This is a genomic window from Lentzea alba (genome assembly GCF_011067745.1).
Taxonomy (GTDB): domain Bacteria; phylum Actinomycetota; class Actinomycetes; order Mycobacteriales; family Pseudonocardiaceae; genus Lentzea; species Lentzea alba.
Genome location: NZ_JAAMPJ010000001.1, coordinates 421,749 through 443,925, shown reverse-complemented (window position 1 = coordinate 443,925; position 22,177 = coordinate 421,749). Strand labels below are relative to the sequence as shown.

General features: G+C 68.0%; 21 protein-coding genes. 13 read left to right on the top strand and 8 right to left on the bottom strand.

The genetic code is table 11. The annotated features are described in order from the left end of the window. The first annotated feature begins 9 nt into the window (after positions 1 to 9). From G7043_RS02115 to smc, 4 genes are read left to right on the top strand one after another with little or no spacing between them, the layout of a single operon-like run. Positions 10 to 282 carry an acylphosphatase gene (locus G7043_RS02115; RefSeq protein WP_166043287.1) on the top strand — a complete coding sequence of 91 codons (273 nt, stop codon included), beginning with the start codon at positions 10 to 12 and terminating at the stop codon, positions 280 to 282. 47 nt (positions 283 to 329) lie between these two features. Continuing rightward, positions 330 to 836: a sigma-70 family RNA polymerase sigma factor gene (locus G7043_RS02110; protein ID WP_086660758.1), complete on the top strand. Its 507-nt coding sequence runs from the start codon at positions 330 to 332 to the stop codon at positions 834 to 836. Continuing rightward, entirely contained in the window at positions 833 to 1,432 is a 600-nt protein-coding gene (locus G7043_RS02105) for an anti-sigma factor family protein (RefSeq protein WP_166043285.1), read from the top strand. The genes G7043_RS02110 and G7043_RS02105 overlap by 4 nt, the downstream gene beginning before the upstream one ends. Positions 1,433 to 1,492: 60 nt before the next feature. Next, positions 1,493 to 5,140 carry a chromosome segregation protein SMC gene (gene smc, locus G7043_RS02100; protein WP_166043283.1) on the top strand — a complete coding sequence of 1,216 codons (3,648 nt, stop codon included), beginning with the start codon at positions 1,493 to 1,495 and terminating at the stop codon, positions 5,138 to 5,140. A 242-nt stretch (positions 5,141 to 5,382) separates the two neighbouring features. On the opposite strand, the gene G7043_RS02095 is transcribed toward smc, so the two are convergent. From G7043_RS02095 to G7043_RS02085, 3 genes are all read right to left on the bottom strand, one after another. After that, entirely contained in the window at positions 5,383 to 6,096 is a 714-nt protein-coding gene (locus G7043_RS02095) for a lysophospholipid acyltransferase family protein (RefSeq protein WP_166043281.1), read from the bottom strand. A gap of 24 nt (positions 6,097 to 6,120) precedes the next feature. After that, the gene (locus G7043_RS02090) at positions 6,121 to 6,459 is read right to left on the bottom strand and encodes a hypothetical protein (RefSeq protein WP_086663414.1); all 339 of its coding nucleotides are present in this window, start codon (positions 6,457 to 6,459) and stop codon (positions 6,121 to 6,123) included. 67 nt (positions 6,460 to 6,526) lie between these two features. Then, positions 6,527 to 6,976 carry a tetratricopeptide repeat protein gene (locus G7043_RS02085; RefSeq protein ID WP_166043279.1) on the bottom strand — a complete coding sequence of 150 codons (450 nt, stop codon included), beginning with the start codon at positions 6,974 to 6,976 and terminating at the stop codon, positions 6,527 to 6,529. A 99-nt stretch (positions 6,977 to 7,075) separates the two neighbouring features. On the opposite strand from G7043_RS02085, the gene G7043_RS02080 reads away from it, so the two are divergent. Further along, positions 7,076 to 7,999, top strand: coding sequence for a GNAT family N-acetyltransferase (locus G7043_RS02080; RefSeq protein WP_166043277.1), 924 nt, complete (start codon positions 7,076 to 7,078; stop codon positions 7,997 to 7,999). On the opposite strand, the gene G7043_RS02075 is transcribed toward G7043_RS02080, so the two are convergent. Both G7043_RS02075 and G7043_RS02070 read right to left on the bottom strand, forming a co-directional pair. Further along, entirely contained in the window at positions 7,949 to 9,508 is a 1,560-nt protein-coding gene (locus G7043_RS02075) for a sodium:solute symporter (protein WP_166043275.1), read from the bottom strand. The two genes, G7043_RS02080 and G7043_RS02075, sit on opposite strands and share 51 nt — an antisense overlap. Then, entirely contained in the window at positions 9,496 to 10,623 is a 1,128-nt protein-coding gene (locus tag G7043_RS02070; protein WP_166043273.1) for an anhydro-N-acetylmuramic acid kinase, read from the bottom strand. Before G7043_RS02070 ends, G7043_RS02075 begins: the two co-directional genes overlap by 13 nt. 114 nt (positions 10,624 to 10,737) lie before the next feature. Between G7043_RS02070 and ftsY the strand changes: the two genes are divergently transcribed. Beyond that, positions 10,738 to 12,027: a signal recognition particle-docking protein FtsY gene (gene ftsY / locus G7043_RS02065; RefSeq protein WP_166043271.1), complete on the top strand. Its 1,290-nt coding sequence runs from the start codon at positions 10,738 to 10,740 to the stop codon at positions 12,025 to 12,027. Positions 12,028 to 12,089: 62 nt separating this feature from the next. Here ftsY and G7043_RS02060 read toward each other — a convergent pair whose 3' ends face one another. After that, positions 12,090 to 12,830: an IclR family transcriptional regulator gene (locus G7043_RS02060; RefSeq protein ID WP_166043269.1), complete on the bottom strand. Its 741-nt coding sequence runs from the start codon at positions 12,828 to 12,830 to the stop codon at positions 12,090 to 12,092. Positions 12,831 to 12,906: 76 nt separating this feature from the next. On the opposite strand from G7043_RS02060, the gene aceB reads away from it, so the two are divergent. From aceB to G7043_RS02040, 4 genes are all read left to right on the top strand, one after another. Continuing rightward, on the top strand, positions 12,907 to 14,391 hold the full coding sequence (gene aceB, locus G7043_RS02055) for a malate synthase A (RefSeq protein WP_313887663.1): 1,485 nt from the start codon (positions 12,907 to 12,909) through the stop codon (positions 14,389 to 14,391). Further along, positions 14,391 to 15,560 (top strand): DUF6986 family protein, encoded by a 1,170-nt coding sequence (locus G7043_RS02050; RefSeq protein ID WP_166043266.1) that lies wholly within the window; start codon positions 14,391 to 14,393, stop codon positions 15,558 to 15,560. Before aceB ends, G7043_RS02050 begins: the two co-directional genes overlap by 1 nt. 76 nt (positions 15,561 to 15,636) lie before the next feature. Then, the gene (locus G7043_RS02045; protein ID WP_166043264.1) at positions 15,637 to 16,104 is read left to right on the top strand and encodes an Imm1 family immunity protein; all 468 of its coding nucleotides are present in this window, start codon (positions 15,637 to 15,639) and stop codon (positions 16,102 to 16,104) included. A 30-nt stretch (positions 16,105 to 16,134) separates the two neighbouring features. Next, positions 16,135 to 17,433 (top strand): FAD-dependent oxidoreductase, encoded by a 1,299-nt coding sequence (locus G7043_RS02040; protein WP_166043262.1) that lies wholly within the window; start codon positions 16,135 to 16,137, stop codon positions 17,431 to 17,433. Here the strand turns inward: G7043_RS02040 and pucL are convergent. Together pucL and uraD are read right to left on the bottom strand one after the other, a co-directional pair. Then, complete coding sequence (gene pucL / locus G7043_RS02035) at positions 17,360 to 18,238, bottom strand: factor-independent urate hydroxylase (RefSeq protein ID WP_166043259.1); 879 nt, start codon at positions 18,236 to 18,238, stop codon at positions 17,360 to 17,362. The genes G7043_RS02040 and pucL overlap by 74 nt on opposite strands. A gap of 3 nt (positions 18,239 to 18,241) precedes the next feature. Then, positions 18,242 to 18,763 carry a 2-oxo-4-hydroxy-4-carboxy-5-ureidoimidazoline decarboxylase gene (gene uraD / locus G7043_RS02030; protein ID WP_313887750.1) on the bottom strand — a complete coding sequence of 174 codons (522 nt, stop codon included), beginning with the start codon at positions 18,761 to 18,763 and terminating at the stop codon, positions 18,242 to 18,244. 102 nt (positions 18,764 to 18,865) lie between these two features. Between uraD and G7043_RS02025 the strand changes: the two genes are divergently transcribed. From G7043_RS02025 to gcl, 3 genes are read left to right on the top strand one after another with little or no spacing between them, the layout of a single operon-like run. Then, positions 18,866 to 19,612 carry a hydroxypyruvate isomerase family protein gene (locus G7043_RS02025; RefSeq protein WP_166043254.1) on the top strand — a complete coding sequence of 249 codons (747 nt, stop codon included), beginning with the start codon at positions 18,866 to 18,868 and terminating at the stop codon, positions 19,610 to 19,612. Then, positions 19,609 to 20,466 (top strand): NAD(P)-dependent oxidoreductase, encoded by an 858-nt coding sequence (locus tag G7043_RS02020; protein WP_166043250.1) that lies wholly within the window; start codon positions 19,609 to 19,611, stop codon positions 20,464 to 20,466. The genes G7043_RS02025 and G7043_RS02020 overlap by 4 nt, the downstream gene beginning before the upstream one ends. Positions 20,467 to 20,469: 3 nt before the next feature. After that, positions 20,470 to 22,170, top strand: coding sequence for a glyoxylate carboligase (gcl, locus tag G7043_RS02015; RefSeq protein ID WP_166043248.1), 1,701 nt, complete (start codon positions 20,470 to 20,472; stop codon positions 22,168 to 22,170). The last annotated feature ends 7 nt before the right edge of the window (positions 22,171 to 22,177 follow it).

Below are 22,177 nucleotides of genomic sequence, written 5' to 3'. Positions count from 1 at the left end.
CATTCGGGGGTGGACGTGCGACTGAACGCCTGGGTGCGTGGACGGGTTCAAGGAGTCGGTTTTCGCTGGTGGACGCGAGCCAGAGCGCTGGAACTCGGCCTGGTGGGCAGCGCTTCGAACAGGCCGGACGGACGGGTCGAGGTCGTTGCCGAGGGGCCGCGGGAGAAGTGTGAACAACTGCTGAGGGCGCTCCGTTCGGGTGAAACCCCCGGACACGTCGAATCCGTGGGTGAGCAGTGGTCCGAGGCGCGGGGTGACCTGACCGGGTTCTCCGAGCGCTGACGCAGGGGCGCTGAACCTTTCCGAAAGAGGTGGCGTAGTAAGGGAGCGTGGACTCCGCTGAAGACGTCCTCATCCAGCTTTACGACCGCTGGAGAGGCCCGCTGCTGCACTACGTGTTGCGGCTGGTCGACGGCGACTACCAGCAGGCGGAGGACGTCGTGCAGGAGACGTTGCTCCGCGCGTGGCGGCACTACGACGAGCTGAACCCGGACGACGCGGCACCGTGGCTCTACACGGTCTCCCGCAACCTGGTGATCTCCGGTTACCGCCGCCGCAACGCACGCGCGACCGAGGTGCCGCTCGAACCGGTGGACCTGCCGCCGGTCAGCGACAAGGTCGAGCACGTGCTGCAGACGTGGCAGATCGCGTCGGCGCTGCGGGCGCTCACGCCCGAGCACCGGACGGTCGTCATCGAGCTGTACTACCGCCGCCGCACCGTCGCGGAGGCCGCCAAAGCGCTCGGCATCCCGCCGGGCACGGTCAAGTCGCGCTGCTTCTACGCACTGAGGGCGCTGCGCGACGCACTAGAGGAGAGAGGGGTGACCGAGGCGTGAGCTGCCAGCACACCGTCGACGTCGGCGCCTACCTCTTCGGATCGCTCGACCTCAAGGAGCGGTCCGCGTTCGAACGTCATCTGCCCGGCTGCGACACGTGCCAGGCCGAGATGCTGCGACTCGCCCCGCTGCCGGGCCTGCTCGGCCGCCTGAGCCTGGAGGACGTCGAGAACCTCGACGAGATCCCCACCTGTCCGCCGAAGCCGAAGCCGAACCGCCAGCGGCGCGTGCTCATCGCGTGCGCGGCCGTGCTGACGCTGCTCGCGCTGGCGGGCGGCCTGTTCTTCCTGCGACCGTCCTCACCTGCGCCGATCTGGGCAGCGACGGACTCGGGCACCGGCGTGGACGGCGAGGTCTCGATGGTCTCGAAGTCCTGGGGCACCGAGATGTGGTTCAAGCTCGGCGACGTCAAACCGGGCGCGCGCTGCAAGGTCATCGTGTTCGACCGGAAAGGACAGCGGGAGATCGGTGGCTGGTGGGGTTCCGATCACGGGCCTGACGAGCGGATTCCGGGCTCCACGTCGTTCCGGATAGATCAGATAGATCGCCTGGAAGTGTCGGACGAAAGCGGATTATTGGTTACTCTCCGTCCATAGAAACGCAGGTCACGGCCTGCCTAACGCATCACTCGCAAGCGTTTGGGTACTCTGCCCCGCGTGCATCTCAAGAGCCTGACGCTGAAGGGCTTCAAGTCCTTCGCCTCGGCTACCACGCTGCGCTTCGAGCCCGGCATCACCTGTGTGGTCGGCCCCAACGGGTCCGGCAAGTCCAACGTGCTCGACGCGCTGCGCTGGGTGATGGGCACGCAGGGTGCCAAGGACCTGCGCGGCGGCAAGATGGAGGACGTCATCTTCGCCGGCACGTCCGGCCGCGCGCCGCTCGGTCGCGCCGAGGTGACGCTGACGATCGACAACTCCGACGGCGTGCTGCCGATCGAGTACACCGAGGTGTCGATCACCCGCCGGATGTTCCGCGAGGGCGCCACCGAGTACGAGATCAACGGCAACTCGTGCCGCCTGATGGACATCCAGGAGCTGCTGTCGGACTCCGGCATCGGCCGCGAGATGCACGTGATCGTCGGTCAGGGCCAGCTCGCCGCGATCCTGGAGTCCAAACCGGAGGAACGCCGCGCGTTCGTGGAAGAGGCCGCCGGCGTCCTGAAACACCGCAAGCGCAAGGAAAAGGCGCTGCGCAAGCTCGAGGCGATGCAGGCGAACCTGACGCGCCTCACCGACCTCACCGCCGAACTCCGCCGCCAGCTCAAGCCGCTCGGCAAGCAGGCCGAGATCGCCCGCCGCGCGCAGGTCGTCCAGTCCGAGCTGCGCGACAGCAAACTCCGCCTGCTCGCCGACGACCTCGTCACGCAGCGCGAGGCCATCGCCCAGGAGGAGCACGACGAGGCGAAGGCCCGCGAGCGCCGCGCCGAGGTCGAGAAGTCGTTGCAGGCCGCGCAGTACCAGCAGAACGAGCTGGAGGAGCGGGTCGCGGCCGACTCGCCGAAGCTGCAGGCCGCGCAGGACACCTGGTACCGGCTGTCCGCTTTGGAGGAACGACTCCGCGGCACGGTCCGGCTCGCCGCCGAACGCGCCCGGCACCTGTCCGACGTCGTGGACGCGCCCAGTCGTGGCCGTGACCCGGACGACCTCGACCGCGAGGCCGAGGAGACCGCCGAGATGGAGCTGGAGCTCCAGGAAGGCGTGACCGAGGCGCGCATCGCGCTGGCCGAGGCCGTGGAGACGCGCGCCGAGCTGGAGCGCATGGTCTCGCAGGCGGAGAAGGCGCACGTCGCCGCCGTCCGCGCGATCGCCGACCGCCGGGAGGGCCTCGCACGCCTGTCCGGTCAGGTGGAAGCGTTGCGCAGCAAGACGAACGCGACCGCCGAGGAGATCGAACGACTCTCCGGCACGCTCGCCGAGGCAGGCGAACGCGTCGAGTTCGCCTCGATGGAACTGGCCGAGGCCCGCGAGATCAGCGGTACCGAGGACGAGGACGACCACGGTCTCGACGAACGCCACCGCCAGGCCGTGCAGTCCAACGACGCGGCACGGCAGCGCGTCGAGGAGCTGGTGAAGGCCGAACGCACCGCGGAACGCGACATCGCGTCGTGGCGTGCTCGCGTGGACGCGCTCTCGTTGGGCTTGACCCGCAAGGACGGTGCGGGCGCGCTGCTCGCGTCCGACGTGCCGGGTCTGCTGGGTTCCGTGGCCGCACTGCTCACCGTCGAACCCGGTTTCGAGGTCGCGCTGGCCGCCGCGCTCGGCCCGATCGCCGACGCCGTCGCGGTGTCGTCGGGCGACGGCGCGCTCGCGGCACTGAAGCTGTTGAAGGAGAAGGACGCCGGTCGCGCGGGCGTGCTGATCGGCTCACACGGGTCCACTGTGGACACCAGTCAGTGGGGCCACCTCCCGCACGGCGCGCGCTGGGCGATCGACGTCGTGCACGCCCCCGAGGCGTTGCGTCCGGCACTGGCCCGCGCGCTCGACCGCCTCGCGGTGGTCGACGATCTGGACACCGCGGCTCGGCTGAACGTCCGCGCGGTGACGCGCGAAGGCGACGTCTTCGGCACGGACTGGGCGATCGGTGGCTCGGGCGCCCAGGGGCAGAGCGTGATCGAGGTCCAGGCGGCCGTCGACGAGGCCCAGGAAGCGCTGGGCACGGCGGAACGCGCGCTGGAGCACGCAACGGCTGCCTTGGAAGGTGCCCGCGCCGAACAGCAGGCCCGCCGCAAGGTGCTCGACGCGGTCAAGGAAGCCGTGCAGGAGGCCAAGGTTCGCCAGGCCCGCTCCGGCGAGCGGCTGAACCGGATGGTCGCGGCGGTGCGGTCCGCGGAGGCCGAGGTCAACCGCATCGCCGACCAGCGCGCCAAGGTCGAGCGGTCGCGCGAGGAAGCCCTGCTGAAGCTGGGCGAGCTCGAAGAGCGGCTGCTGATGGCCGAAGAAGAGCAGACGATGGAGGACGAGCCGGACACCGAACAGCGCGACGCGTTGTCCGCCGAGCTCGCGTCCGCGCGTCAGGCCGAAATGGACGCACGCCTTGTGCAGCGCACCGCCGAGGAACGCGCACGCGCCGTGCAGGGCAAGGCAGAGGGACTGCGCCGAGCCGCGCGCGCCGAGCGTGAAGCCCGCGAACGCCACGCTCGTGCCACCGCTCACCGTGCGCGCGGCGCGGTGGTCGCCAAGGCCGTCGTTCAGGGCGGCGAACGGGCGTTGGAACGCATCGAGATTTCACTCGCCCGTGCCGCCCGTGAGCGTGACCAGGCCCAGGAACGCCGTCAGCAGCACGAACTCCTGCTGACCCAGGTGCGCAACCTGGTGCGCGAGATGTCCGGCGAACTGGAGAAGCTGGTCGACGCCGTGCACCGCGACGAGGTGCTCCGGGCCGAACAGCGCCTGCGCATCGAACAGCTGGAAACCAAGATCTCCGAGGACTTCGGCATCGGGCTCGAAGACCTCGTCAACGAGTACGGCCCCGATCAGCCCGTGCCCGCCTCAGCCGCGGAGATGGCCGAGTACCAGGCCGCCAAGGAACGCGGTGAGCAGGTCTCCGAGCCGCAGCCGATGCCGTACGACCGCGACACCCAGTCGCGCCGCGCCAAGCGGGCCGAGCGCGACCTCTCGTTGCTCGGCAAGGTGAACCCGCTCGCGCTGGAGGAGTTCGCCGCGCTGGAGGAGCGCTACAAGTTCCTCTCGACCCAGCTCGAGGACATCAAGGACACCCGCCGCGACCTGCTCACCGTCGTGAAGGAGGTCGACGAGAAGATCCTCGAGGTCTTCACGCTGGCCTACGAGGACGTGGCGCGCGAGTTCGAGATCGTCTTCAAGGTCCTGTTCCCCGGCGGCGAGGGCCGGCTGGTGCTGACCGAGCCGGACGACATGCTGACCACCGGCATCGAGCTGGAGGCCCGCCCGCCCGGCAAGAAGGTCAAGCGCCTGTCGCTGCTCTCCGGCGGCGAGAAGTCACTGGCCGCCGTCGCGATGCTGGTCGCGATCTTCCGCGCCCGCCCCTCACCGTTCTACGTCATGGACGAGGTCGAGGCGGCGCTGGACGACACGAACCTGCACCGGCTGATCGGCCTGTTCCAGCAGTTGCGGGACCGGTCACAGCTGCTGATCATCACGCACCAGAAGCCGACCATGGAGATCGCGGACGCGCTGTACGGCGTCTCGATGCGCGGTGACGGCATCTCGCAGGTGATCTCGCAGCGGCTGCGCACCACGGGTGACGAGCCCGCGGCCAAGCCGGCTGAGCCGGTTGCGCCGGTTGATGCTGCCGAGTCGCCTGAACCGGCGGAAGCAGAGGCCTGAGAGAGGGCGGTCGGAGCGGTGCCTGGGGGGCTAAGACCAACCCCGACCGCGGCCTCTTGCAACAAGCTGCGCCTGGCGCGGTGACCTTCCTCTCAGGGGAGGGAGGTCCCCCATATCACCGTGCAGACGCAGCCCGGCGCCCGAAGGGGTGAAGTCCCCCAGTTCCAACCTCACCTCTTCAGGTGCGCACGGACCACTCTGCCGGAACGGTCTTGTGAAAACCTTGTACGCCTGGCCCTGGGTCAGTCGCGGATCGAGTCCAGGCGGGCTGCCTCTTCCGGTGTGGGGGCGGTGCCACCGAGGTGCGCGGGAGCCCACCACGCGCCCGGCTCGGTCGGGTAGGAGGCCTGCGCGGTGTCCAGCAGGTCCTGCATCCGCTTGCGCAGCAGACCGTCACCGGAGTCGCCGGGGGACGGCTCGAACGGCTCGCCGATGAGGATGGTGATCGGGATGTGCCGCTGGGTCAGGTCCTTGGGACGGCCCTTGGTCCACAGGCGCTGGGTGCCCCACAGCGCGACGGGGACGAGCGGAACGCCGGCCTCGTGCGCCATGCGGTTCGCGCCGGACTTGATGTCCTTGACCGTGAACGAACGGCTGATGGTGGCCTCGGGGAAGATCCCGACCACCTCGCCGGTGCGGAGCGCGGACAGGGCCTGCTGGTAGGAGGCCTGGCCCGCGCTCCGGTCGACGGGGATGTGATGCATGCCGCGCATGAGCGGGCCTGCGATCTTGTTGGCGAAGATCTCGTGCTTCGCCATGAACCGCGTGAGGCGCCCCGACGGTCGCGCGCCGTAGCCCGCGAAGATGAAGTCGAGGTAGCTGACGTGGTTCGACGCCAGCACCGCTCCACCGGTGCGCGGGACGTGGTGCGCCCCTTCTACGGTGATCCGCAGGTCCAGCACCTTGAACATGAGCTTCGCTGCGGCGATCACCGGGGGATATACGCGATCCGACATGCTTCCGAACGGTAGTCGGAAAGACTACTGACCGGTAGCGGCCCTTTCGTTGTCTCGGATGACCCTCGGCACACCCGCGAGGTCCTCGTCGTTGCACAGCAGCTTGAGGTCGTAGTACGGGTTGCCCTTGGTGTCGTCGTAGTCGAGATGAACTGCGATGACGTCCACGGGTTCGCCCAGCCAGTCCTGCGTCTGCCGCAGCCAGGCGGCGGCACGCTCGAGGGCAGTGGGCAGATCATCGTCTCGGAATTCGACCGGCCGATACGGAACACCCTGGACACCGTCCCGGTTGTTCGGCGGCAAGGGCAGGTCGACGGCCACCCCGGATTCGTTGAGATCGAGTTGGATCGTTTCCTCACTCACTGTAAAAGAGTCCCCCACCCTCACCAGCCCTGCAAGCCCGAATCTGGGTGCGGGCGTGTCCCCCACGTCACGTGGCGCGCTTCAGGAACGCGATGTCGCGTTTCACCCTGGTGATCCGGTCGTGAGTGGGCATAAACACGTGTGACAGAGCTGCCAGCAGTTCCTCCAGGTCCCCGATCGCTCCTTCGACGTCACCGGCCTGGTAGCGGAGGTTGGCCAGCAGCTGTCTGGTCTCCAGGACGTCGGCGTGCTCGGGGCCGAGCACGCGGAGCTGGTCGCGCAGGAGGGGCTCGCAGACGCCGATGGCCTTGGTGAACTGCTTCGCGGTGCCGAGCACCCTCGCCAGGTCGAGGCGCACGTCGAGGGTCTGCGGGTCGTCCGCGCCCGAGACCGCCGTGCGGTCCCTGACGAGCGTCCTGAACTCGGCGATCGCTCCCCGGAAGTCGCCCGCGTGCGCTCTGGACTCCGCCAGCTCGGTTCGGACGGCGAGCGCGTCGGCGTGGTCTGCTCCGGACATCCACGCGATTTTACGCCAGTCGGGTGCCTGCACGCCCGTATCTCAGTACGCCCGAAAACTCCCTCGCTTCGAACGGCCGTGCGAGCAACCATTCCTTCTATGTACGACATCCGTTTCGCCGAACCTGGCGACCTCGGCGCCACGATGGCGCTGCTGGTCCGGCTCCAGGCCGACAACGCGCACCACATCGGCTACCTCGGTGAGACAGTCGAAGAGCTCCGCGCGGAGCTCGCCGAGTTCGAGCCCAGCTGGGCCGACTGCACGGTGGTCGCCGTCGACGCCGACGACAACATCACCGGCATGCTCAGCGTGGAGATCGACGCGGAGCTGGGCCGCGCGTGGCTGCACGGGCCGTTCGTCGATGTACCGGTCAACCACCCGGCGGGCAGCCGCATCTGGGACCAGACCGCCGACGCGATGTTCCGGCGCGCCACCGAGCTCCTCACCGGCGTCACCGATCTGGAGCTTTACGGACACACTGCCCACCGGCGGCTGGCGGCGTTCGCCGAACGCCACGGCTTCTCGGCCGGCAAGGCGAGTGCCATCCACGTACTCGACAACGGGGATCTGCGCACGTTGCTGCTGAGGGACGCGAAGTGCCCCAGCGACCGTGAGATGCGCGTCCTCCCGACCGATCGGTTCGTGCACGAAGCCGTTGCGGTCCTGCACGAACGATGTTTTCCGCGGACGTACCTGTCCGGCAAGCAACTCGTCGAATCCAAACCGGAGACCCGCACGGTCGTCGTCGCCATGGACGGCCAACGCGTGCTCGGGTACGCCGCGGGCAAAGCGCAACCCGAGGAGTACTACGTCGACTTCGTGGCCGTCGAACCCGATGTTCGCGGTCAGGGCGTGGGCGCTGCTCTCGTCACCGAACTGCTGTGGAAGCTCGCGGCGGACCACGGTGCTCGACCGCAGGCCGCCGCGTCGATCTACGCGGGCAACGAGTCGTCGCAGCGAATGTTCGAACGCCTAGGCTTCCGACTTCACATCGAGCTCGTCGCTTATCGCCACCCCGCGTGAATGCCGCAGTGACAGCAATCCACCCACGAGCAGCGTGACCGCCACCCCCAGCGGCGTGTTCCACCAGCCGGTCAAGGACTTCAGGTCCGCTGTCGCCTTGCCGAAGTAGATCGTCGGCGTGCTGCCGGCGAACTTGACCCCGAGAATCACGAAACCGACGACCAGCACCGTCGTCACGAACGCGATGATCGCGTCCACCTGCGTGACGCGCTGGAAGACGAGGCCGAGGAGGAAGGCCCCGAGCAGCGCGCCGTAGGTGTAGCCGGCGATGCCGAGCGCCTGCACCACGATCGGGTCCGCCGTGGTCTTGTTCGAGGAGGCGAACAGGCCCGCGCAGACGATCAGCAGGGCCGCCCAGACGAGGGTCCAGACGCGGCCGTGGCGCAGGCGTTCGTCGTCGGTCATCGGGGTCTTGCGGATGCGTTCGTAGATGTCCGTGACGGTGCTGGAAGCCAAGGCGCCCAACGACGACGACAGCGCGGCCGCGAGGATGCCGGCGATCACGAAGCCGGACAGGCCGCTCGGCAGGTCGTTGACGATGAAGTGGGCGAAGAGCTCGTCCTTGTTGTTGAGCTTCAGGTCCTTCACCGGATCGACGCCCTGGTAGAACGCCCACATCAGCACGCCGATGAACAGGAAGAACGCGAACTGCAGGAACACCACGAAACCGGAGGCGATCAACGCCTTCTGCGCGGACTTCACGTCCCGCGTGGCCATGAGCCGTTGCACGATCAGCTGATCCGCGCCGTGCGAGGCCATCGACAGCAGTGCGCCGCCGAAGAACGCAGCGATGAACGGGTACGCGCCCGTCAGCGGTGACGAGGTGAAGTCGAAGAGCTGGAACTTGTCGGCGTCGGCGGCCTTGCCGAACCAGCCGTCCGGCAGTTGGCCGGCCAGCACCCAGACCACCACGACGCCGCCGAGGACGTACCAGAGCATCTGGATGGCGTCGACCCACACGACCGCACGCGCGCCGCCGAAGAAGCTGTAGAACACCATCGCGATGCCGAGCGCCACCACGATCGCCCAGTACGACGCGGTGATCCCGTACTCGGCGAGCACGACCTTGATCGGGATCGCCGTCGCGAACAGCCGGATGCCGTCCGCGAGCAGGCGGGTGAAGAGGAACGTCACGGACGCCGTGGCGCGCATGCCGTTGCCGTACCGCTTGCCCAGGAACGCGTACGCCGTGACGAGGTCACCGGCGATGTAGCGCGGCAGCAGCACGAAGCTGACGATGATCCGGCCGACGATGTAGCCGAGCGCGAGCGTCAGGTACGTCATGCCGCCCTGCGCGGGCGTCGCCATGTAGGCGATCACCGGCACGCTCAGGACGGTGAGCGTCGACGTCTCCGCGGACACGACCGACAGGCAGACGACCCACCACGAGATGCGCTTCTCGCTGACGAAGTAGTCGGTGGACGACTTCTGCCTGCCGCCGATCCACGTGCCGAGCAACGGCATGCCGACGAGGAACAGGGCGATGATCGCCAGATCTAGTCCGCGCACTTCGGTTCCCCCACTTTCAGCCTGGTCACCGCGGTGGTGACGGGCTCCGGCAGCCGCAGCGGTCCGTCGCCGGGCGTGATGCTGCCGAGCAACCGCGGTCCGGACGCGCCGGTCGCGGACGGCGTGTTGCCCGGAATACCGTGCCACGTCAGGAAACCGAGCAGTGCGGCGAGATAGGCCTCCTTGCCGTCGCGCGGCAGGCCCAGCGAGTCGCTGATCTTCAACGGGATCGGGTCGAGTGCTCGGGTGAGCGACTCGACGAGCACCGGATTGCGCATCCCGCCGCCGGACGCGACCACCACGCGGGCGTCGTGCGCGCGGCAGGCGTCCGCGATGGTGCGGGCCGTGAGCTCCGCCAGCGTGCGCAGCATGTCCTCGGCCGGGACCGTCGGAAACCCTTGCAGGTACTCGGCGTTGAAGAGCTCTTTGCCCGTCGACTTGGGCCACGGCTTCGCGTAGTACGGGTCTGCGAGGAGCTTCTTGAGGATGTCTTCTCTCGTCTGGCCTCTTCTGGCGAATTCGCCGTTGGTGTCCTGGCGTCTTTCGCCGTTGGAGATGACCTCCATGACGGCGTCCATCAGCGCGTTGCCGGGGCCTGTGTCGTACGCGATCGGCGGGCTGCCCGGTCTGACGACGGTGATGTTCGCGATGCCGCCGATGTTCAGCGCGACCGCGGGGGCGTCACCGGCCAGCCAGAGCGCGTCGAGGGTGCTCGCCAGCGGTGCTCCCTGGCCTCCCGCGGCGACGTCCCGGACCCTGAGGTCCGCGACGACCGGGACACCGGTCCGTTCGGCGATCCACGCGGGCTGCCCGAGCTGCAACGTGCCGAGGCAGTCGCCGTCCTGCACCTCGTGGTGGACGGTCTGCCCGAGCGAGCTGATCAGCTCGGCCGGCAGGTACCCGGCGGCGACTTCTCCGAAAGCCTGCCCGAGGGAGGTGTCGAAGGCGCACACTTCAGCGAGGTCCCGGGGTTTCTCGAGCAGATCCTTCGGGAACGGGTGCTCGGCGTGCTGCACCGGCACGAGCTCGACCACGTCACCGCTGACCGACAGGTCGGCCACGGCCACGTCGATGCCGTCCATCGACGTGCCGGAAATCAGTCCGATCACCCTCACGACGTGTGGTCTATTCCACACCGTGGCCGGGCGCAAGAGCTTTGGTGAAATTTTCGCCTAATTGAGCAATACTTTGTTGACAGGTCACATGCGGGCCTGTGAAACCATGAGTCCGTGTCGACGTCTTCCCTTGTCCTGATCCTCGTCGTCGTGGCGGTCGTGCTGATCGCCGCGCTGGTGACCGGTGTGGTGCTGACGCGTCGCCGTCGCATCAGCCTGCCCCAGAAGGAGGAGAGCCCTCGCTCGGGTGGCTACCAGGCCTCGTCCGGGTTCACGCTGACGCCCGCGGCGCCTGAGGCGTCCGACGCCGAGGCGGTGGCGGCGGCTGAGGTCGTCGAGCCGGTCGAGCACCCGGTCGCCGACCGGACCGAGGTCGACGGGCAGCCGGGGGTCGGGGACGACGCCTCCGTGCCGCGCGACTCGGTGAAGCGCGGGTTCGTCGAGGTCGACCTGCCGGTCGAGGCCTCCGAGGTCGAGGAGATCGAGCCGACCGCGGGCCGCCTGGAGCGGTTGCGCGGCAAGCTCTCGAAGTCGCGCAACGCGTTCGGCACGTCGTTGCTGGGCCTGCTCGGTGCCGGCGACCTGGACGAGGACTCGTGGCAGGACGTCGAGGACACGCTGCTGATCGCCGATCTCGGGGCGGCTCTCACCACCGAGATCGTGGACACGCTGCGCTCGAAGATCGCGTCTTCCGGCGTGCGGACCGAGGCCGAGGCCGCCGCGTTGCTGCGCTCGGTTCTGGTGGACGCTCTCGAGCCGAAGATGGACCGGTCGCTGAAGGCCCTGCCGCACGCCGGCAAGCCCGCCGTGCTGCTCGTGGTGGGCGTGAATGGCGTCGGCAAGACGACCACCACCGGCAAGCTCGCGCGCGTTCTGGTGGCCGACGGACGCACGGTGCTGCTGGGGGCCGCGGACACGTTCCGCGCCGCCGCCGCGGACCAGTTGGAGACCTGGGGCAAGCGGGTCGGTGCCGAGACCGTGCGGGGCCCTGAGGGTGGCGACCCGGCCTCGGTGGCGTTCGAGGCGGTCAAGCGGGGTATGGAGACCGGCGTCTCCACCGTGCTGGTCGACACCGCTGGGCGGTTGCACACCAAGAAAGGCCTGATGGACGAGCTCGGCAAGGTCAAGCGGGTCGTCGAGAAGCAGGCCGTGGTGGACGAAGTGCTGCTCGTGCTGGACGCCACCACCGGGCAGAACGGCCTGACGCAGGCGCGCGTGTTCGCGGAGCAGGTCGCCATCACGGGCATCGTGCTGACCAAGCTCGACGGCACGGCCAAGGGCGGCATCGTGTTCCAGGTGCAGCGCGAGCTCGGCGTGCCGGTGAAGCTCGTCGGCCTCGGCGAGGGCGCCGACCATCTGGCGCCGTTCGAACCGGGCGCCTTCGTGGACGCCCTGCTCGGCTGATCTTGTCGGACCCGCTGAGTACGTTGTGATGCAGGGGTTCCCAGCTCGGGGGTACCCCTGCGTCAGCTTGCTCGGTCGGCGAGTCTCTTCGCCACGGCCAGCACCTCCGGCAGGATTCGTGACACGGCTTCCTTCGTGAGCCTGCCCTCCGGACCCGACACCGACACCGCGGCCAGCGTCGGCCCGCCCACCACCGGCACCGCGATGCACCGCACCCCGAGCTCCTGCTCGGACTCGTCCAGCGCGTAGCCGCGGTCCGCGATCTCGTCGAGCGAGTCGAGCAGCACGGTCGGGTCCGTGATCGTGTTCGACGTGTACGCGGGCAGGCCCGTGCGGTCCAGCAGCGCCTTCACGTCCGTGCGCGGCAGCTGCGAGAGCATCGCCTTGCCCACGCCGGTGCCGTGCGGCAACAACCTCCGCCCCACCTCCGTGAACATGCGCATCGAGTGCTTCGAGGGCACCTGCGCCACGTAGACGACCTCGTCACCGTCGAGGACGGCGAGGTTTGCGGTTTCCTCCACTGAGTCAACTAGTTGTGAGAGGAACGGCCGCGCCCAGGTGCCGTACTGGCGGGAGGCGGTCTCGCCCAGACGGATCAGGCGGGAGCCGAGGGTGTAGCGGCGGTTGCTGTTTTGGCGGACGTACCCCAGCGTGACGAGGGTGCGAATCAGGCGGTGGATCGTGGGCAGGGGTAGGCCTGAGGTCGTGGCCAGTTCGGAAAGAGAGGCCTCGCCACCGGCGTCGGCCAAGCGTTCCAGCAGGTCGAACGCTCTTTGCAACGACTGCACGCCACCTGTGGACACGTGCTGCTCCTCTCGTTGCAGTTCCGCAATGCAAAAACTATAGTCCACACAGCAAAACCGAGAGAGGTGGATCCAGGTGCAGGTCCTCACTGACGGGGCTCTTGAGTTCGTTGCGAAGCTGCACGAGGCGCACGCCGCCCGCCGGGACGAGCTGCTCGCCCTGCGCAAGGAGCGGCGGCCTCTCGGGTTCTTGCCCGTGACTCAGCACGTCCGGGACGGCGAGTGGCAGGTCGCCCCGGCGCCCGAGGCGTTGAGGGACCGGCGGGTGGAGATCACCGGGCCCACCGAGCGGAAGATGACGATCAACGCGCTGAACTCCGGTGCGAAGGTGTGGCTGGCGGACCTCGAGGACGCGAACACGCCGCACTGGGACAACGTCGTGCAGGGACAGGTGAACCTGTACGAGGCGGCGCGCGAGACGATCGAGTTCACCTCGCCGGAGGGCAAGGAGTACAAGCTCAAGGGCGGGCCGTACCCGACGATCGTCGTGCGGCCGCGCGGATGGCACCTCGACGAGCGGAACCTGCAGTTCGGCGGCAAGAACGCCGTGGGCGCGCTCGTGGACTTCGGGTTGCACTTCTTCCACAACGCCGAGTTGGGCAAGCCCTACTACTACCTGCCGAAGATGGAGTCGCATCTTGAGGCACGGCTGTGGAACGACGTCTTCACGACGGCGCAGCAGCTGCTCGACATCCCGCACGGCACGATCCGCGCGACGGTCCTCATCGAGACGATTCCGGCCGCGTTCGAGATGGAGGAGATCCTCTACGAACTGCGCGACCACGCGTCGGGGCTCAACGCCGGTCGGTGGGACTACCTGTTCAGCGTCATCAAGTACTTCCGGGACGCCGGCGCGGACTACGTGCTGCCGGACCGCAACAGCGTGACGATGACGGCGCCGTTCATGCGCGCGTACACCGAGCTTCTGGTGAAGACGTGTCACAAGCGCGGGGCGTTCGCCATGGGGGGCATGGCGGCGTTCATTCCCAACAGGCGTGACCCGGAAGTCACCGAGAACGCGTTGCGCAAGGTGCGTGAGGACAAGACGCGTGAGGCGACCGATGGCTTCGACGGGTCGTGGGTCGCGCACCCGGACCTGGTGCCGATCTGCCGCGAGATCTTCGACGGCGTGCTCGGCGACCAGCCGAACCAGGTCGACAAGCAGCGGCCCGAGGTCGAGGTGACGGCCGAGCAGTTGCTGGACTTCAAGTCCGCGGGTGGCGCGGCCACGCGGGCGGGGCTGGAGTCGGCCGTCGACGTCGGCGTGCGGTACATCGCGTCGTGGTTGGGCGGCAACGGCGCGGCGGCGATCCACAACCTCATGGAGGACGCGGCCACCGCGGAGATCAGCCGGTCGCAGATCTGGCAGTGGATCAACAACAAGGTCGTGCTCGACGACGGCACGCAGGTCACCGCGGACGCGGTGCGGGACGTGCTCGCGCGGGTGGGCGGGGAGCTCGAAGGCCCGCACGTCGCGGCGGCCGTCGAACTGTTCGAACAGGTCGCGTTGTCCGAGGACTTCGTCGACTTCCTGACGTTGCCGGCGTACGAGCGCATCTGATGTACGAGACTTCGCTGTCCCCCGACGACGTCGCGCGGGTGACCGCGCGGTTGTCCACTGTGGAACGCAGCTGGCCGGTGGGCCGTCAGCCCGTGCACACGTGCTACGTGCCCGCCGGTCGCATAATCGGGTCCACGATCGGCGACTGGGGCCGGGAGGCGCTGGAGTCGATCGAACCGGACCTGCTGCCGGAACTGCCGGAGGGCGTGCTCGACCGCGTCGAGGCCAAGCTGCGGCGGGAACCGATCGAGGACCTGCGGATCGACTTCGAGGACGGCTACGGCGCGCCCGAGGACGACGTCGAGGACATGGATGCGGAGAGCACGGCGCACCTCGTGTCCCGCTGGCTGGAGCAGGGCGTCGCGCCGCCGTCGTTCGGGGTGCGCATCAAGTCGTTCGACACCTTGGCGTTGCGTGAACGCGGACTGCGGACGCTGGACATCTTCCTGACAGCATTGGGAGAGGTTCCGCCAGGTTTCGTGATCACTTTCCCGAAGGTGACATCAGTCGAGCAGGTCGAGGTGTTCGGGGAGGTGCTCGACCTCTTCGACAAGGATCTGAAGTTCGAGATCCAGGTCGAGACCACGCAGTCCATCGTGGACGGTGAGGGTCGGCTGGCGATCCCGCGGTTCATCGAAGCGGGGCGCGGCCGGGTGACAGGTCTGCACTTCGGCACCTACGACTACACGGCGGGTTGCGGGTTGTCCGCGGCGCAGCAGCACTTGGCGCACGGCGCGTGCGACTTCGCGCGGCACGTCATGCAGGTTTCCGCTGCTGGAACGGGTGTGCGGCTGTCCGACGGCTCCACGAACGTGCTGCCCGTAGGTGATCAGAAGCAGCACGGCTGGGACACGCACTACCGGCTCGTGCGGCGATCACTGGAGCACGGTTTCTACCAGGGTTGGGATTTGCACCCGGCACAATTGGTGACACGTTATGCGGCCGTTTACGCCTTCTACCGCGAGGGATTGGACGCGGACGCCAGTCGGCTGAAGTCCTATGTGCAGCGCGTCTCAGGTGGCGTTCTGGACGAACCGGCGACCGCGGAGGCGTTGTCGTCGTTCTTCCTCCGTGCGGTGGACTGCGGTGCACTCGATCCGGTGGAAGTGCAGGTCGCGACGGGTCTGGACGAGTCAGCACTGAGAGGGCTTGTCGCACGATCGGGCTGACCGGGTCATCATCCGTTCGTGTGGTTCTGTCAATGGGTGTCGAATGTTCGGAGGCAATGGGTGCAGGGTGGCTCGCATGAGCATGCGTGCTGGCCTCTGGACGGGGCTACCCGACCTCGACGCGGCGGAGCACAAGTACCAGGTCGTCGCGTGCGAAGCGGATGTGGACACGTTGATCGGGCTCCTGAGCCGGCCCGAGTGCAACGACGGTTCGCTCGACCACTTCGGGAGGGCGCTGACCGCCGAGGGCGATCCCGACCACAACGTCGTGCTCGCCGTGCGCGGCGGGTGGGGCTACATGTACTTCGTCGACAACACCTTCATGGGCTGGCCCAAGGGGTCGGAGGAAGCGCCGTACGTCAACGAGAAGTACACCGACTTCCCGCCCGGTGTCGGTGTTCCACTCGACCTGTACCGGCAGCTGTTGATCGAGTTCATGACGACCGGCGAACGCCCGACGGGGGTGGACTGGTACTGCGAGGCCGATCTCTTCCACTCGTGGCGTGACCAGCAGATGTCGTTGCGCGGCACGGAGAACCGCTGACTCTCAGCCGGGCCCTGGTTCAATGGGGCCATGAAGGCCCTGGTGATCGGTGGGGGAATCGCCGGCTTGTTGGCGGCTCGGGTGCTGACCGAGACGTGCGACGACGTGGTGGTCCTGGAACGCGACAAGCTGTCTGACGTGCCCGAGCCTCGGGCGGGAGTGCCGCAGGGCAGACACGTGCACGGGTTGCTCGTGCGCGGCGGCGAGATCATGGAGGGGCTGTTCCCCGGGCTGTACGACGAGCTCGTGCAGGCCGGCGCGCACCTGATGGACGCGGGGGAGATGCGCATCCTCAACCCGCTGGGGTGGGTCGCCTCGACGCGGACCGGTCTGCCTCTGCTGGTGGTGAGCAGGCCGTTGCTGGAGACGCACCTCCGCCGGCGCCTCACCGCCAAGATCGTGGACGACGTGCACGTCACCGGACTGTCCTTCCGTGGTTCCACTGTGGACGGTGTGCTGACGAGGAACGGCCGGGTCGACGCCGATCTCGTGGTGGACGCGTCCGGCCGTTCGTCGAAGCTGCCCTCCTGGCTGGCGGAAGCGGGGATCACGGTGCCCGAGCCCGACGTGGTCGACTCGCGGACGGGTTACGCGACCCGGCTCTACACCGCGCCGCCGGACTTCCCGGTCGTGATCGCCGAGTCGCTGTCCGCGCCGGACACCCCGCGCGGAGGCATCGTGATGCGCATCGAGGGGGACCGGCTGATGGTCACGGCCCAGGGGGCCGGTGGTGATCATCCGTCGCGGGAGCCCGAGGGGTTCCAGGAGTTCCTGGACTCGCTGCGCGGGCCCATCGCCGAGATGCTCACGGACGCAGAGCCCCTCACGCCCGTGTACCTGTTCGCGCGGACGGCCAGCCGCCGCCTCGCGTTCGAGCAGACGCCGGGGTGGCCGGGCGGGCTCGTCGCGGTCGGGGACGCGGTGTGCGTGTTCAACCCCGTGTACGGGCAGGGCATGACGGTCGCCGCGATGGGCGCCTTGTTGTTCCGGCGGCACCAGGACTTCAGCGCCAAGGGTTGCCGGGACTTCCAGCGGAAGGTCGCGAAGATCGCGCAGGGCGCGTGGGCGCTGTCCAGCAATGCCGATCAGAGCTGGGCGAGCGAGCACCACGCGCCCGGACCGCTCAAGCGCGCTTTCGGCTGGTACATGAAGAAGTGGCAGGTGGCGTTGACGCACGACCAGGACATGTTCGCGCGCTTCGTGCGCGTCGTGCACCTGGTCGACTCGCCTGCCGCCCTCATGAACCCGGTGGTGTTCAGAAGGCTGGCAAAGTACTCCAGGCAAGACCCGCGTCGGGGGCGTCGTCGCGCAGGATCGAACCCTCGATGAGGCCGTACGGGCGGTCGGCGGCGTAGAAGACCTCGTTGTCGTTCTCCAGCCCGAACGCGCTGAGGTCCACCAGGAAGTGGTGCTTGTTCGGCATGGACAGGCGTACCTCGGCGACCTCCGGGCGAGCCTGGAGCACGGCCTCGCCCATCGCGTAGAGGGTCTGCTGCAACGACAGAGAGTGCTTGTCCGCGAACGTCTTCAGCATGATCGACCGGATCTCGGCGAACGACTTCGCCCAGTCCACGTCGGTGCCGATGTAGCGCCACCGGGCCGTCACCGACGTCGCCAGGATCCGGTCGTTGGTCTCCTTGAGCGTCGTGTACGGGTCCTTCGGGTAGCCGTGGAACTCCGATCCGGTCGACTTCAGCACCACGAGGTCGCGCACGCCGGACACCACCCAGGCTTGCGCGCCTTCGACCGTCACGGCGGTGGTGCGCTTCTCGTTCGAGCCCTGCACGAACGCGTGGTCGTGGCCGTCGATGCGGTCCCAGGAGTGCTCGTCGATCAGCACACGCGCGCCTGAGATCGCCTCCTGCGTGCCGACGAAGTGCCGGCCGAGGCGCAGCGCGAAGTCCTCGATCTCACCGACCGGCGCCTGTTTGGCGAACGCGTAGACGGTGTTCTTCTGCGTGTCCGTGGCCAGCACCTTGGCGTTGTCGCCGGTCAGGTGCGTGTCCGCGAGGTCTCCGCGCAGCGAGGTGCTGACGGTCAGGTCTTTGATCGTGTGCACGGAACCGTTGCGCGACACCGTGACGAGGCGGTTCTCCGCCTTCCCGTACTGGTTGGGGCCCAGGACGATGGCCATGTTTCAGCTCCCGATCAGCTTCTGCAGCCGCAAGGCGGCGATCTTCGCGAGTTCGTCGTTGACGACGCGGAGCTCGACCTCCGGCGGGTTGTCCATGCGACTGGACAGGTTGCCGAGCATTTCCGCACCGCTCAGACCGGTCGCGCACACCAGGTAGATGTGCCCGAACCGATCCTCGTACGCGGCGTTCGCAGCCGCCAGGCGATCAGCCTGGGAGCTGTCCACACCGGACTGTTCGGACCGCGACCACTTCGCCGACACCCCACCTGTCTTCTGTCGTTCGCCGATGCGCGGGTGCCCGGCGATGGCGCCGAGCACCTCCTCGTCGGAAAGTCCTTGTGCGGCAACCGAAGAAGCCGCGAGGAGAGCATCCATCGACGCGTAGGGCCTGCCTGCCACGATCGCGTCGACCCAGCGGGGCACCGCGAGGCACTCGGTGAGCAGAGGGCGCAGTTCGTCCTCCGGGGCGCTGTTGAAGCTGTCCACGGCTCTCCAAGTTTCTGTATCGCGGAAACTAACTTCCACATTCTTGACCGCGCCCAAGTGAGATGTCTAGTGTCTCCATGAAGCGAAATTGAACTTCCGCAGAGTGGAATTTCCTCTCTGGGTAGGAAGGAACCGCCAGAGATGTTCGACGCAAACCTGTCCATGCTCTTCACCGAGCTGCCGTTGCTGGAGCGTCCGGCCGCGGCACGCGCCGCCGGGTTCGACGCGGTCGAGATCTGGTGGCCGTTCGCGGACGCCGTACCCGAGACACGCGAGATCGAGGCGTTCGAGAGCGCCGTCCAGGACGCGGGCGTGCGGCTGGTCGGCCTCAACTTCTACGCGGGCGACATGCCGGCGGGCGACCGCGGCCTGGCGAGCTGGCCCGGCCGTGAGACCGAGTTCCGGACGAACGTCGAGATCACCGTCGCCATCGCGGCCCGCCTCGGTTGCCGCACGCTCAACGCGCTGCACGGCAACTTCGAGACCACCGCGCAGACCGTCTCGAACTACCGCTTCGCCGCCGACGTCGCGGCCGAGGCCGGCGCGCAGATCGTGATCGAACCGCTCAGCGGCGCGCCCCTGTACCCGATCAAGACCGCCCAACAGGTGCTGGACCTGATCGACGAGATCGACCGCGGCAACGTGAAGCTGCTCGCCGACCTCTACCACCTCGCCACGAACGGCGACGACCTCGACACCCTCGCCGACCACGTCGACCTCATCGGTCACGTGCAGATCGCCGACGCTCCCGGACGTGGTGAGCCCGGCACCGGTGAGCTCGACCTCTTCGGGCATCTCGCCAAGCTCCGCGCCAACGGCTACACGGGCTTCGTGGGCGCCGAGTACAAGCCCGTCACCCACTCCTTCGCTTGGAGGGACAACGCATGACCAGGATCGGTTTCATCGGACTCGGCATCATGGGCAGCCCGATGGCGGCTCACCTCGTAGCCGCCGGGCACGACGTGACGGGCTTCGACCTCAGCTCGGCGTCACTGGAAAAGCTCGTTGCGGACGGCGGCAAGGCCGCTGCGAGCGCGCAGGAAGCCGTGAGCGGCGCCGAGGTCGTCATCACGATGCTGCCGAACCACCCGCAGGTCGAGGCGGTGATCAACGAGGTCACCTTCGACGACGGCACGTTGTTGATCGACATGAGCACGATCCGCCCGTCCACGTCGATCGAGATCGCGCGGAAGCTGTCGAACGTCCGCGTGCTCGACGCGCCGGTCAGCGGCGGCCAGACCGGTGCGGTGCAGGCGTCCCTGAGCATTATGGTCGGCGGCAACGAGGCCGACTTCGTCGCCGCCAGGCCGTACCTGGAGATCGTCGGCAAGACGATCGTCCACGTCGGACCGCACGGCGCCGGTCAGGTCGTGAAGGCCGCGAACCAGCTGATGGTCGGCGGCATCTACGCCCTGGTCGCCGAGTCGATCGTGCTGCTGGAGGCGTCCGGCGTCGACCCGAAGGCGGGCCTGGACGTGCTCGCGGGTGGGCTCGCGGCGAACCGGATCCTCGACCTGAAGCGCGAGAGCATGATCGCGCGCGAGTTCCAGCCGGGCTTCCGGATCGACCTGCACCACAAGGACATGGGCATCGCACTGGACGCGGCCCGGGCCGCCGACGTCGCGCTGCCGGTCACCAACCTCGTCGCCGCACTGGTCGCGGCGGGACGCGCGCAGGGTTACGGGTCGCTCGACCACTCCGCGCTGCTCAAGGTCATCGAGAACTTCGCGGGAAGGGCCTGACACATGCCGAAGATCCCCGTCATGCAGGCGATCGTCGAGGTCCTGAAGTCCGAGGGCATCGACACCGTGTTCGGCTGCCCCGGCGCCGCGATCCTGCCGCTGTACAAGGCGATGGAACAGGACGGCTCCATCGAGCACCTCATCGTGCGGCACGAGGAGGGCGCCACGCACATGGCCGACGGCTGGTCGCGCACGACCGGCAACGTCGGTGTCGCGATCGGCACGTCCGGCCCGGCCGGCACGAACATGATCACCGGCCTCTACACCGCACAGGCCGACTCCGTGCCGATCCTGTGCATCACCGGCCAGGCCGCGGTGTCGAAGCTGCACCAGGAGGCGTTCCAGGCCGTCGACATCGTCTCGATCGCCGCGCCCGTCACGAAGTGGGCGGTGCAGGTCAAGGAAGCCGCGCAGATGCCGTGGATCTTCCGCGAGGCGTTCCGGATCGCCCGGTCAGGCAGGCCTGGCCCGGTGCTGATCGACTTGCCGATCGACGTGCAGAAGCAGGAGATCGAATGGGACTCGTCGATCGACGAGCCGTTGCCGGTTCTGAGAAGCGCGCCGTCCGACGCACGCGTGGAACGAGCGCTGGAGATGTTGCTGGCCGCCGAACGCCCGCTGCTGCTCGCCGGTGGCGGTGTCATCCTCGGCGAGGCGTCCGCCGAGCTGCTGGACCTGGCCGAGTTCCTGCAGATCCCGATCCAGGCCACGCTGATGGGCAAGGGTGCGATCGACGAGGACCACCCGCTCTACGCGGGCATGACCGGCATCCAGACCTCGCAGCGCTACGGCAACGCGTCGTTCCTGGAGTCCGACCTGGTGCTGGCGCTGGGAGCACGCTTCGGCGACCGGCACACCGGTGACCTCGCGACCTACCGCGGCGACCGCAAGTTCATCCACGTCGACGTCGAACCGACCCAGATCGGCAAGGTGTTCGGGCCGGACCTCGGCATCGTCGCGGACACCAAGCTGTTCCTGAAGGCCCTGCTGGACAAGGCGAAGCAGCACGGACCTCGGGACAAGGGCGTGTGGGTCGAGCGGTGCCAGGAGCTCAAGCGGACGTTGTTGCGGCGCGAGGACTTCGACACCGTGCCGGTCAAGGCGCCGCGGGTGTTCAAGGAGATCAACGAGTTCTACGGCCCGGACACCTACTTCGTCACGGCCATCGGGCTCTACCAGATCTGGTCCGGCCAGCACCAGAAGGCGCACAAGCCGCGCCACTACCAGGTCTGCGGCCAGGCGGGCCCGCTCGGTTGGGAGATCCCGGCCGCGATCGGCGTGAAGAAAGCGAAGCCTGACGCGGAGGTCGTCGGCATCGTCGGTGACTACTCGTTCCAGTTCCTCGTGGAGGAGCTCGCGGTCGGCGCCCAGTACGACGTGCCGTTCGTGCTGATCATGCTGAACAACGAGTACCTGGGTCTGATCCGGATGGCCGAGGACCACGGTGGCTACGACATGAAATACGAGGTCGACATCCACTACGACACCACCGGCTCGGACAACGTCAAGATCATGGAGGCCTACGGCTGTTCCGGCGTCCGGGTCGCCGATCCTTCTGAGATCCGCACCTCCCTGGAATGGGCCCGCAAGGAAGCCGATCGCACCTCCCGTCCCGTCCTCGTCGAGATCATGATCGAACGCGAGGGCAACACCGCCAACGGCACTTCCATCGCCGCCATGCGCGAATTCGAACCCCTCCCGTGACTCACCG